Here is a 12655-nt window from a genome sequence, read left to right as displayed (position 1 = left end):
CTTAATAAAACAACACAAATGTTTGGAAAGCCTGTGCTATACTAAACCAACGAGCCGCGACTGGCGCTGTCTGGAGGGGCATGTGGTTGTTCAATTTAGTTTGCCATTACCACCATCAATTAACAGCCAATATGTGACAGTTGGCAATCGCCGCGTGTTGAGCCGTGAAGCTCAAACGTTTAAACGCCAAGTCAAACGCCATTTGGCCATGCTCCAGCAACGCGATACTATCTCCGAGCAGTTTTTAGCCTTGGCCCAAAAAGGTTATTTGGCCTTATTCCTCGATTTTTATTTTGAAACGCCGCTGCGCCGCGACCTTGATGGTGGCCTCAAAATCACCCAAGACAGTATCTGCACCAGCCTTGGCATCAACGATAATCGGGTTGTCGATATTCATCTGGTCAAGCGCATCGATCCGCTGCACCCTCGGCTCGAAGTCGAGCTAGAAGCCCTCAGCGATTGGCAATTTGAACACGATCGAGAAGTCCTCATCAAATAATCAAAAATAAAAACCCCGCTCGTTTGAGCGGGGTTTTTGCTAAGTTCAGCTAATGCGGTTTAGATGCGTGTCATTTCGCGACGAACCCGCACAACGTGGACTAACATCGTCAGGGCGAAGAGCACAAAGCCAGTTGCTGGAATACCCATGTTGGTCGCAGGGTTGATTGTGCCAACATCGGTGGTCGTGCCGCCATCGCCATTGCCTTGGCCGCTGCCAACGCCGGTATTTGGCGTAACAGTTGCTGGATTGGCAGTTGCGGCTCCGCCTGTACCAGCGGTCGCGTTTGGTACGGTTGTGGTGCTGCCTGCAGGCGCTGCTCCAACCACCAAGACGCTCGAAATATTCGAGTAGATTGGCTGAGCCAAGCCAGTGAAGTTCAACTGAGCTTGGTTGACAATGCGGGTTTGCGCTGCCACACCATCTTTGATCTTGACTGGAATCATGATCGTTAAGGTTTGGCCAGCTGGCAAGACCCCTACCCGAACCGTAATTTGGTTGCCTTGTTGCTCAACGCGGGCATTTTGGTCGCTGACCTTGATTGGGCCATTGGTTTCCAAATTGCTTGGCAATTGATCAACCACAACCACATCACGCATCGTCCCAGCATTCAACGAATTGGTTGGGCTGATGATCGTAATCGTATAGACCAAGCTTTCGCCTGCGAAGCGGCTGCCCCAATCGCTCTTCTTCTGGAACTGCAAGCCAGTCACAATTGGATCGGTGACGAAACCAGCAGGATTGGTTGGGGTTGCGGTTGCTGGCGCTGGAGCTGGCGCATTGGTTGGTTGGCTCCCAGCAGGTGCATTGGTGGCTGAAGCCACTGGCGCACCAGGTCGTGGTGTTGCGGTTGGGTTGCTACCACCACCAGGCCGTGGCGTTGCCGTAGCCACTGGCGCACCAGGTCGTGGCGTTGCGGTTGGGTTGACTGGTGGGACAACCGTGGCAACTGGCACGTTGGTTGCTGGCACTGAAGTAATATCAGGCCGTGGCGTATTGCTTGGCTGATTTGGCTGTGGTGTATTGGTTGGTTGATTTGGCCGTGGCGTATTGTTTGGCCGAGTCGTAACCGGCACGCTTGTGTTGACAATCGGCGTAACTGGCGTGTTAGCAATTGGCGTAACTGGCGTGTTGACAATCGGCGTAACTGGCGTGCCACCACCACCAGGTGTATTAGTCACAATCGGCGTGACTGGCGTGTTGACAATTGGCGTGACTGGCGTATTGACAATTGGCGTACCTGGCGTGTTGGTCACGATAATTGGCGTATTTGGCGTAGTCGTAATCACAATTGGCGTGAAGCTTGGGCCAGCGGTACCAATGGTGGTCGTTGGCAAGGTGCTAGGTACGATCACCGTATCGCTTGCTTGCAGCGTACGATTGGCTGCTGAAGCACTCACCGTATTGACGATGCTGGTGCCGAGCGCAACGCTAGCATTAACTTGCACTTGGATCGTAACCACAATTGGATTACCAGCGGTCACCGTACCATTACAGTTCACGGTTGGGCCGCCAACACAGGTAGCCGTACCAAGGTGCTGCACGCCAATAAAGGTCACTTGGCTTGGCAATGGGTCGCTAATAGTGACTGAGCGCGAGGTTTGACCATCACCGTTATCTTGGAAACTCACCGTGATGATATAACTAAACGTCTCTCCAGGCTGAACGAGTGCCCGCGAACTACTCTTGGCCACGGCAATCGGTTCCGATGCGGGCAAGGTTGTTTCGGTTGCCGTTGCAATATCGGTTGGAACGGTAGCAACTGGGGTACAACTTGCGATCAAACAAGGATCAATCGTTGGAGTATCTGGAGTAATCGTAACTGGGTTAGTAATTGTACCAGTTGGGGTCAGTTCTGGCGGAATAGTATCAGTCGGAATAATAAGTGACGTTGGCGTTACACATGGATCTGGCGTTTGCCCCAAAGGTCGGTGCAAACGAGCGCTCCCACCCATACCACCGCGAATAGCAGTTGGGCTAACCACATTGGTTGCGGTTGGGCTAACCACCGTCGTGATGGTTGGCGTAACCACGCTGGTTGAGGTTGGCAACTCAGGCGTGTCGGTCACACTTGGCGTATCCGTTGGCAAGCCAGGCGTATCGGTTACGCTTGGGGTATCCGTTGGCGAAATCACGCCAGTCGACGTTGGCGTATCGGTCACACTTGGGGTATCGGTTGGTGTGCCCGGCGTACCTGGCGTTGGATACGATGTTGCGGTCTCGGTTGGCGTGTTGGTTGGTGCTGCGGTTGGACAAGGTGTTACCAACGGTGTTTCAGTTGGCACCGGATAGGTCTGGGTAGCCGTTGCTGGCAGTGGGGTTACTGGTGTAGCCGCCGATGTTGGCCGAGGCGTAGTTTGAGCCTGAGCATTAAATGGAAAAATAGCACTGCTAATCGCGGCTAATAATGGCGTTGCCATCATAATGATGCTAACAACCAGCGCTGTTAACTCCCAGATTGTCCAGCGAACTTTGCCTTTACCTCGTTCGCGGAGGGATGTCGGGCGTTGCCGACGAAAAAAAGATTTCATGCGAAACCCCTCGATCTATTGCCTCCGCAATTAAGAGGAGAGCGCTGCCTGATCAATCAGCCGAGCTTTGACGACCAACCGTTGGGTGTCCCAAGCAGTACACGTAATCATCGTGATTATTGCTTGCTCGGTTGGATACATAACTTCGACTTGGTTTGGCCAAACTTGTTGAATCGTTTGGACTTGATAGTGATAACGAGTATCAGCTGTTTCAACGTAAATATCGTGGCCAAGCTGAAGTTCGTTCAGTCGACCAAAGACACTGCCACGAATGCCTGCATGCCCAGCAAAAACAGTATTGCCCTTGCCCGGTAAGGCTGTGCCATGATGATAGCCTACCGCATAATCGGCAACTTCCCAAATGCCATCGCGCAAAAAGACTTCGTGGATCGGACTATCGAGTTGCATTGTGGGCACGATAATCCGTTTTGGCACAAGACTCATGGGATCAGGCGTTGGGGTTGGCGTTGCAGGTTGTAAAATAAATCCCTGAGCAGGCGCGAGATAATCTGGTGCAGCAGCACTAATCGCTGGTGCAATCACTGGGAGTTGTTGCCCCAAAACCTGATCAAGCTCGGCAGCACTGGCTCCTGGCGCAAGTGCTTCCCAGACTGGGGCCGGAGCAGCCGGATTGCTGCGCGCATACCACCAATCGCGGCCATAGATATTGACTACCCAATACCCAAAGAAAATGATTACCCCAACGATCAACAAACGTTCTGAGCGCACTAAAATAGCATCAAGCACCCCACGGAAACGGTACCCTTGAAGTGCAGTCTTACGCTCTTCTTTGAGCGAACGAAGTTGGGCAGGTCGATGCAATGACGAACGCACTGGTGGTGGTGCTGCCAGCAATTCTTGAAGCAAGCCCAAATCGTCGTGTGTCGAATCGATGGTTGGCGGTTGTACCACTACAAACTCGTACTCTATATGCTTCAATCATCCCTAGAATGGCGCAAATTATATAGCTCTCTTTACAATTGCGCAATAGGACTAAAAGGCTACAAATCGCACTAAAGCGATCGTTTACACGATTATTGTCAAGCAAATTCTTAAGGCGCTGCGACGGTCAATGGTAGATAGAGCTGCGGCGCGATCGCGGTCACGCTTATTGTAACCGTTGTCGTCAAGCTTTGGTTGAGGCTCAAATTGCGCACTTGGTAGCTGAATGAATCAAGCCCATTATAAACAGGATCTGGCGTATACCGAATGATTTGTTGATCTGCATCGAGCCAAGCACGGCCATGCTGTGGCTGCTCAAAGCTGATAATTTGGCTAAACGTGGCTTGATCATTTGCCAAGGGCGTTAGCCGATTGGCCTGCGAATATTGCAATACTTCATAATAATCGGCGTTTGGCTGCCAGCTATTCAGCGCTGGCAATGGCACTCGCAGCGCCGGATCGCCAAAAAAGGTAAAGGTATCCAGCAAATCAGGCGAGATATTGGCCGCTGCCAAATCAAGCTTACCCTGAATAGTCGCAGGCCCAACCAAGCGCCAACCATCGTTGATAATTGCATTCACGAAACCACGATCAAGGTAATCGTGGCCATGAGCGATGCCTAAACCGCTGGCCGCCCACATGCCAACCGCACCCCGCTGCTGCTTCAAAATCTGCATTTCAGCCAACGATTCCAGATCGTTTTGTTGATAATGGCCTGCATAGCAACTCAATGAAAGCACCAATGGCAAGGCTGTGTTATTCAAGCTCGCCACCGATTGAGGATTAAAAATCGCTGGCTCAGCCCAAACATCAATTCCTGCATGGCCAACATAATTGACCAAAAATTGGCCACTATTGATTGCGTTGACAATCTCAGCCCGAAATTGAGTCAGATTGCTATTTGGCGTGTAATACAGTAATTGCTCGTTAATCGTCGGCGGCAAAATCTCCACAACTTCATTCGAAAGCCATGGAAAATCGCCTGATTGATCAGGATCATCGGCGATAAACAGCAGCTTATTCAGCCATGCTGCATCACTTGGCGTAGCTTCATAGCTCAAAATTTTGTTGACCACATTCTCAACGTCGCTCAGCGAACGCGCTGGAATGCGACCCAAAAATAAATCGGGCAAATTGTCGCTGCCTGCCACCGTTACATAGCGATTATCGGCAGCAGTTTCGCGCAACCACGGGTCAACATCAGCCAAATAGGGCGGAATAAAATTGGTAACTGGGTGGCCAATGCTATCGGCGTAATCATGCGGATCGGCAGTGCCATCGCCAACCAACAGCACGAAACTCGGCGCTGGAGCCTGCCAATTGGCATAGCCATACGTGATAAAATCGGCAATCGATTGCTGATCAACTCGCCCATCGCCAAATTGATCGTAAATCTGCTGCACGTCGATCAATAATGGTTTGAGGCCCTGGCTCGCCCGTTGGGCAAGCAACGGTTGCAGGGCGCTGCTCCAACTGCTGGAGTTGGCAGGGTTATAGCTAATCACCAGATAATCTGCTTGTTGGCTGACCGCGCTCAGATCGGGCTGGCTAAACCATGTGCTGCTCAAGGGCGTTTGACGCTGGCTTTGCACCAAATACTGGCGCGCGCCCGATGTTTGCCAGCTTAATTGGCCTTGCTGCAAATTCCAGCCAAGCAAACGCCGCGGCGCAAAGGGCGTTTGCACATCAAACAGCAACGGATTTTCGCTGCTGATATTGCTGATCGTTTGGTTTGGCTGATTACTTGACCACTGCAATTCGCCAGCAACCGCCTGCAATTGGCGCTGATAATCAAGCTCAACCCAATCGAGAAAGCTGGTTTCGCGCTCGTTGCCAATCGGCGCAAGCGTCAGTTGGTTGGTTGGGCTAAGCCAGCCGCTTGGCACGCTCATCGTTGGCTCAAGCAATTGATGGCCCGTTATCGTGATGGTCGTAAGCAAGCGATTGTTGAGCCGAATTTCAGCCTGATGGCGATTGCCCAAATTGCCGCCGTGCAAGCGCAAACGCAAACGGGCTGGCTGATCAAAACGAGTCGCACTATCAAGATTCCAATTGATCTGCAAGGGTTGGGCAGTTTGGCCAGCACCAGGGCTATACCAATATTGCCACCACCAACGGTTTGTGCCGCTCGTTGGAAAAGCACTTAAATAGAGTTTTTGTTCTTCCAAACGCAGGGTTTCGTTGTAGTAATTGAGGCTTGGGTTAGCCGAATTAACTGATTCACTGACCAATACAGTGCCTGTTTGTTGCGAATTCCAGCGTACAATCACGCTGCCTTCGTCGCTTTGATCGCGATTGTAGGGCGGGAGATAAAAAAGCATGCCCGTCGCGGTAAGTAACCGTGGCAGTTGCTTGCGGCCCTGCCAAAGCTGTAAATTGGCCGCTTGGTTGATCCATTGGCTTGGCACACTCGCTGCTTGGAGATCGCTCCAGCGAATTTCGCTAATGCCAGGTTTGGCAAAACGCACCCGCAAGCCAGTGGTCAAGGGCACGCTGCTCGCCATTTGAGATTCTAAGGCAGGCGCTGCAAAATCGCTGGGGTTAAGCACTTGTTGGCGTAGCAAATCATTCCAAACTGGATCAGGCCGCAGCTTGCGTTGCGTGGAATCAGCCACAAATTCGAGGCTAATATCAATCGAATTTGGCAAAAGGAGTTGCTGCTTGGCTGGTTGCCATTGCGCCCCAAAAATCGTCAATGGCACAAGCACTTGCTCGCGCACTTGGACAGACTGACCAAGGCTCGCCCAGGCCGCTGGATACTGAGTTTGTTTGAGCGCAGTGCTTGGGGAGCTGGTTGCGACGGCTTTACTTGGCTGCAATGGGTCAACTTCCCAACCACTGGTCGGGTTGAGTTGTAGTTGCTGATGATAGGCTTGTAGATCGTTGGCGACAACCGATTTGAGCTGTAATCGATAGCCAGTTGGCACAACCAACCAGTGGGCTGAACGCGGCAAGGCTGGTTGATCGGCTGTGGCATCATTCTGCCAGCCAGCCAAGCGAATTGCATTGGCTTGCAGATTTGGTTTTGGCAGCTGAACGCTAATTTGCACACGCTGGCCATGGCGTTGGATCGTCAGCGGAGCGGGAGCAATTTGGGCTACCACCGGCTGCCGAATCAGCACCATCGACATCACCAAACAGCCAATTAACCAACGCTGGAGCATAGTTACCTCAGATAGTTACGTTTGATAAACCAACGTCGCGCATGGCGCAGCCACGCCAAAATCCATTGAGCGCAACGCCGAAGCAGATTGAGCGTCAAGCGCGTATTTGGGGTTTGCCAAGCAACAGCTTGGGCCACAATTGCTGAGCGTTCGATCCAGCCATCGAAATAGGGGCAGGCATCGCCAGCAATCAAATATCGCTGCTGTTTGCGCCAAAGCACCCGATGCATAACCACGCGTTGGCCAACATCAGCCAAAACCACACTGCCCAAGCCAATAGTTGCTGGCAAATCAGCAATTGTCACCAAGGTTTGGTCGGGCAGGATTGGCTGCATACTGCGGCCCGCCACTTGGAGCTGTAGCCTGCCACCTGCCTGCACAACCAGCTGCGCCAAGTCGTAGGCCTCGGCGGCGCTGAGCACCCGTTCAGCCAAGGAGTTGGCGCACATAGCTAATTACCTCAGAATCGGGCACAAACGCCAAGTGCCATTGGTCCACTTTGCTGGTAGCATAATCGGCAAGCTCCAAGGCTTGGTCAAGCGCGATTGGATTCCACAAGGGCAGAAATTGCTCGGGCAACCAATGGCGCAAAGCTTGGGCGCTGCTTAAACGCGTGGCTTGGTTGGTTTGGCCATGGCTGGGGTAGCAAATTGCCCGCACTGGGGCGGCTTGGGCCGCGATCAAGCCAGCGCTGCTATACCATGGCGTGCCATAGGCCCAAAGCTGGTCGGCATGCCAACGCACAATCACCCGATCATCGCTCAGAATGCTGGCTCCCGCGCTATGCCAAAGGCGAGCCGAGGTTGATTTGCCAACGCCTGGCGGGCCAACCAACAGCAAGCCCTGCCCTGCATCAACCACGCCACAGGCATGCAGCAAGCCACCTTGATTGGCGCTCAGCCATTCAATTAAGATCAACTGCAAGCCTGGATAATCGAATAGCACTTCGGCGGCGCTAACACTTGGATCATGGCTGAGCAACCATGTATCGGCGGCGGTTTGTTGCAGCACCCACAATGGCTCGGCATGGGTTGGCGGGTGGCCGACGATACTGCGCACATGCTCGTGCTGCCAGAGCGCCCAAACCTGATCGGCCTGAAAAAGCCGCTGACCAAGCGGGTAGCGGTCAGCGGCAGCACAGGTGTGAATCTGAAGATCGGCGGTTGCAGCATTGATTTGAAATTGCTGGTCGACCATGGCTGGCCACGCTGGCAGATCAAGCGCAATTCGACAACCGCCAATGGAAAGCATCAACATCGCAAAAAAGAACGCTTAGCTAAAGCAAGGCGTGATTTTACAGTTTGCGCCCGAGGTGGCGCTACTGGTGGTGCGGCACACGGCCAACACATCTTCTTTAATCCGCAAGCCAACCGTTTCGATGGTTGGTTTGACATAGGCTTTGCGGGGCTTGCGTTCTGGCTTGGTTGATGATTGTTGTGCCATGAGACATCCTCCGGTACGCGGTTAGCGAACCTCTAGACAAATTGCATTATTGATCCAACGGTCGGCATTTTCAGCAAACGCTGAAACCCGCGCCTTCGTGCTATCACACACCCAATCGATTGGGCGATTTTCCAAGCTGTTACGCTCTAAGGTCGACCAACCTGGACAATTGGTACAAACCAGTGACATTTCGCAGGAGTGGCAAGCAGTGGCTTCGGTGTTGCGAGTTTCGCGCACTTCGGCCAAGTAGCCATCCCACACATCCATAAAATTGGTTGCCCGCCAATCGACAGCGCGCGTGCGGGTAATCATACACGGGCTGACCATCCCATAGGCATCGACATGGCCCGATTTATTGGCAGCGCCACAGGTGAAAGTTTTTTCGCCACCCTTCATTTGGTAGCCCAAAAAGCCGTTGCAATAATCCTGCCATTCCTCAACCCGCTGGGGATCGAGTTTTTCGATTGCAATCAATTCTTCTGGACTCAGCCGCAAGGTGGTGGGGAAGCGATCGCCATTTAGACGTGGGTGAATCATGCCGTCGTAGCGAAAATCCCAGCCATAGTGCTCGGATACAGCTTTCATGGCCAAAAATTCGTGCGAATTAATATTGAGCAGCACGGTTTTGAGCACCACGTCTAGCTCATATTCGGCCAGCAGCGCCAAGCCTTGCATACACTTGGCAAACGAGCCAGGCACGCGCGTCACGGTTTCGTAGGTTTCGGCGGTTGCGCCATAGAGCGTCACTTCGACCAAATGCGGCTTGTAGTTGCTCAAAAATTCGGCCCGTTGGCGGGTAACCATGGTAGCATTCGTGTAAATCGAAATCACAAAGCCAAGGTTGCGGGCATAAAGATATAACTCTTCAAAATCGCGGCGCACCATAATTTCGCCGCCAGTGAGCAATAACCACAGCGTGCCAGCCGCCGCCATCTCGTCGAGCAAGCGTTTGCACTCATCGGTTGAAAGTTCGCGTTGACGAGCAGCTTGATGATTGACTGGCAAGTTGATATAGCAATGTTGGCAATTTAAGTTACAGCGCTCGGTCAACTCAAACGACATCGAAACTGGCACGCGCCCCAAAGCTGATAATCGGACATTGAACGCCGCATCGTTGGTTTCTGCACATAATTCCATGCTTAGGCAACCTCCTGAATAACGGCGGCCTCAAGCATCGATTCCAACAACGGAATCAGATCGTCTTGGGCGGCGCGCGGTTCAACATCGTATTCGGCACACACATGCTCAATCAATTCGGCCAAACTTTGGGGCGTTGCCAAAGCCTGCCAAACCAGCGCGGCGGTTTCGTTAAGCGCAAAAATAGCATTGAGGGCGGCGGTGTTTGGTCGCACAGGAACCAACACCGTTTCACTCCCAATGCTACGGGTAACAATCGCCGGATCACGGACAAATCGTTGTGGAGCGTGCTCATTCATAAGTGTCTACTCAAACCACAAGGGTTAGCAATTGCAATGATTTTCATCTTAGCATGAACTGATCTCCACGTCCAAGCCCTGTTGTATCCCTCGATTGTGGGACTTTTAGTTTAGACTTGCGGTGGCGCGAGCCGAGCTTGCACCGCAAATAAGCGCAATTCAGCTTTATTCCCTAGCCCTAATTTGCTATAAATATTGCGTAAATGGGTTTTAATTGTTTCTTCGCTGAGAATTAATTGTTGGGCAATATCGCTGTTGCGGCGACCTTCGGCGGCCAAGAAAAAGACTTGGCGTTCGCGCTCGGTTAGGGCGTTCAAGGCATCGTTGGTTTTGGTCGAGACAGTTGGCTGTGGGCCTTCCAACAGTTGACGTACCACTTTTTGAGCAATCGGGCCAGCCAAAACAGTTTCGCCTTGAGCAACTGCGCTAATATGGCTAATCAAGCGCGAAGGATCTTCGGTTTTGAGCACATAGCCAGCAGCCCCAGCGGCCAACGATTGGCGAATCACATCATTGGTATCGTTGGCGGTCAGCATCAAAACTCGCGTGCGCGGCGATGCTTCAACAATCGTGCGGCACACTTCATAGCCAGGCATATCAGGCAAGCTCACATCGAGCAGCGCTACATCAACAAATTGATCTTTCGCCACTACCGCAGCGTCGCGTCCATGCCCAAGCACGCCAACAACTTCCATCTCATCGTGGGTTTCGAGTAGGGCACGTACCCCCTCACGAAACACTGGATGATCATCAACAATCAGGATCCGCATGGGGTACTCCTTCTTCAGAACAGATGCGAAAACAGGTAAAAAACAGACAATGCATATCCACTGTAGGGGTGAGAGTTTACGAACAGAATTACGGTTAAGTGAGTAATCATGCGGTATGGCTATGTTGTTCCAAGGGCAACCAACAGGTGAATTGCGAACCTTGACCAACGGTGCTGGCGACCGAAATGGTGCCGCCCATCAGGGCCAGCAACTCGCGAACAATGGCTAAACCTAAGCCGCTCCCACTCTCGGTTGGGTTGCTACCGCGATAAAAACGTTCAAATAAGCGTTGTTGATGTTCGACTGCGATGCCCGGCCCCGTATCAGCGACCGTAATAATCGTGCCCGCGCGCCCAGCTTGAATCTGGCGGTCAACCGAGAGGGTGACCGTGCCACCATCGGGCGTAAACTTGAGGGCATTGCTCAGCAAGTTCACAACCACCCGCATAAATTGATCAGGCGCGAGCCATAGCGCAGGTAAGTTGCTGGTGCATTCTTGAAAAATCAAGCGTTGTTCGCGCGCTTCGGCCAATGGGCGATAGGTTTGGGCCAAATTGCGCAGCAACTCGATAATATCCACCCACTCAGGATTGCTGTGCATCAAACCGCTATCCAAACGGGTCAGCGTCAGCAAATCTTCAACAATCGCCTCCAAGCGCCCAGCTTCGCTTGCAATAGTTTCGAGATATTGGGGCAATTTGGTTTTAGCCTTAACTTGCTGTGCCAAACGGGCATAGAGCTTAATGTTGGCCAACGGCGTGCGCAATTCATGCGAAGCATTGGCGACAAACTGGGTTTTAAGCCGATCATATTCCTTCAGCCGCGTAATATCGTGGAGCACAATCGTCCACCAATCTTCTTGCTCGCTGAAAATCGGAATATAAGCAATATGGATGGCCAGATCGGTGGTCGGATTTTGCTCAAGCACAATCTCGGCTCGTACACTATCGCCAGTTTGTTGGGCTTCTTTGAATAAGGCCAAAACTGGTTGCGAAAGCTCTTTGAGATGCTCGGGCACTGGCGGCGTAACCGCGAAAAAAGCCAAAGCTTGGGGATTAACAAAGTGGATGCGGCCATCACCATCGACCAAAATCAAGCCTTCTTCCATGGCGGTGAAGGCTCCCTCGAATTTGCGCCGCTCATCATTAATATCGGCAATCAACTGGGCATTTTCAATCGCCATGGCTGCATGCTGAGCAATGACATTCAGCAGTGCTTCATCATCCATGGTAAAAAAATCGATGTCGGGATGCACCAAGGTCAAAACCCCACGCACCCGTCGCCCGCGCAACAGCGGCACGCACAGCACCGAACGCACATCCAAAGTATCGCTGGGATAATCGATCCAACGTTCGTCGAGGTTAGTATCGGCAATTAAGGCGCTTTGGCGGTGTTTCAGCACCCAACTAGCTAAGCCTTCGCGCAAAATGCGGTTAGTAAAAGGAGTTAAACGCGCTTGTTGAAAGCGTTCGGAGAGCAAATGCATTTGCACTTCGTCGTGCTCGCCATATAAAAAGATGCTGCCACGTACCGCGTTGGTAAAGCGCGTTGTGGCCGAAAGCACATGTTGCAAAACATTCGGCAAACTTAACATCGTCGCAAACTGTTGAGCGAGGCTATAGAGCAACTGCAACCGTTCATACTCGGTTCGCAAACGCTGATATGAATCTTCGGGGCTTGGCACCGGACTAGGTTCATTCGCGGCCATAGGATACTCCACAGCTATGCGGCTTATGCTAAAAATTATAACACCGAGTTTCAAGCCACAAGGGGAGCCGAAAATCGCCTCATGGACTGATTAATGAGTATGATACAATGATTCACGATGAAACCAAATGTTGCTGAGTACCAATTCCAGATTTTCGTGTTT

11 protein-coding genes are annotated in these 12655 nt (G+C 52.1%); 1 reads left to right on the top strand and 10 read right to left on the bottom strand.

From position 1 onward, the window contains the following. The first annotated feature begins 82 nt into the window (after positions 1-82). Positions 83-499 (top strand): RusA family crossover junction endodeoxyribonuclease, encoded by a 417-nt coding sequence (locus C5S61_RS04090; RefSeq protein WP_054535717.1) that lies wholly within the window; start codon positions 83-85, stop codon positions 497-499. Positions 500-558: 59 nt separating this feature from the next. Here C5S61_RS04090 and tasC read toward each other — a convergent pair whose 3' ends face one another. The 10 genes from tasC to C5S61_RS04045 form a co-directional block, all read right to left on the bottom strand. Then, positions 559-3030 carry a sortase-dependent surface protein TasC gene (gene tasC / locus C5S61_RS04085; protein ID WP_110513823.1) on the bottom strand — a complete coding sequence of 824 codons (2472 nt, stop codon included), beginning with the start codon at positions 3028-3030 and terminating at the stop codon, positions 559-561. 30 nt (positions 3031-3060) lie between these two features. Continuing rightward, on the bottom strand, positions 3061-3942 hold the full coding sequence (gene srt / locus C5S61_RS04080; RefSeq protein ID WP_110513822.1) for a dedicated sortase: 882 nt from the start codon (positions 3940-3942) through the stop codon (positions 3061-3063). Positions 3943-4082: 140 nt separating this feature from the next. Then, the gene (locus C5S61_RS04075) at positions 4083-7136 is read right to left on the bottom strand and encodes a C25 family cysteine peptidase (protein WP_110513821.1); all 3054 of its coding nucleotides are present in this window, start codon (positions 7134-7136) and stop codon (positions 4083-4085) included. A gap of 2 nt (positions 7137-7138) precedes the next feature. Continuing rightward, on the bottom strand, positions 7139-7585 hold the full coding sequence (locus C5S61_RS04070; protein ID WP_110513820.1) for a S24 family peptidase: 447 nt from the start codon (positions 7583-7585) through the stop codon (positions 7139-7141). Next, on the bottom strand, positions 7563-8393 hold the full coding sequence (locus tag C5S61_RS04065; protein WP_110513819.1) for a phosphoenolpyruvate carboxykinase (ATP): 831 nt from the start codon (positions 8391-8393) through the stop codon (positions 7563-7565). The genes C5S61_RS04070 and C5S61_RS04065 overlap by 23 nt, the downstream gene beginning before the upstream one ends. Before the next feature lie 15 nt (positions 8394-8408). Beyond that, positions 8409-8579: a hypothetical protein gene (locus tag C5S61_RS26755; protein WP_160319522.1), complete on the bottom strand. Its 171-nt coding sequence runs from the start codon at positions 8577-8579 to the stop codon at positions 8409-8411. Between the two features lie 21 nt (positions 8580-8600). Continuing rightward, a complete protein-coding gene (locus C5S61_RS04060) occupies positions 8601-9716 on the bottom strand; it encodes a radical SAM protein (RefSeq protein ID WP_110513818.1) in 1116 nt (371 codons plus the stop codon). Positions 9717-9718: 2 nt separating this feature from the next. Continuing rightward, positions 9719-10015 carry a PqqD family protein gene (locus C5S61_RS04055; RefSeq protein WP_110513817.1) on the bottom strand — a complete coding sequence of 99 codons (297 nt, stop codon included), beginning with the start codon at positions 10013-10015 and terminating at the stop codon, positions 9719-9721. Positions 10016-10125: 110 nt separating this feature from the next. Next, a complete protein-coding gene (locus C5S61_RS04050) occupies positions 10126-10785 on the bottom strand; it encodes a response regulator (protein ID WP_054535709.1) in 660 nt (219 codons plus the stop codon). 106 nt (positions 10786-10891) lie between these two features. Further along, positions 10892-12493: an ATP-binding protein gene (locus tag C5S61_RS04045; RefSeq protein ID WP_110513816.1), complete on the bottom strand. Its 1602-nt coding sequence runs from the start codon at positions 12491-12493 to the stop codon at positions 10892-10894. Positions 12494-12655 lie beyond the last annotated feature (162 nt).

Source organism: Herpetosiphon llansteffanensis (assembly GCF_003205875.1).
GTDB lineage: Bacteria > Chloroflexota > Chloroflexia > Chloroflexales > Herpetosiphonaceae > Herpetosiphon > Herpetosiphon llansteffanensis.
This window is presented reverse-complemented; position numbering and strand designations above follow the sequence as displayed.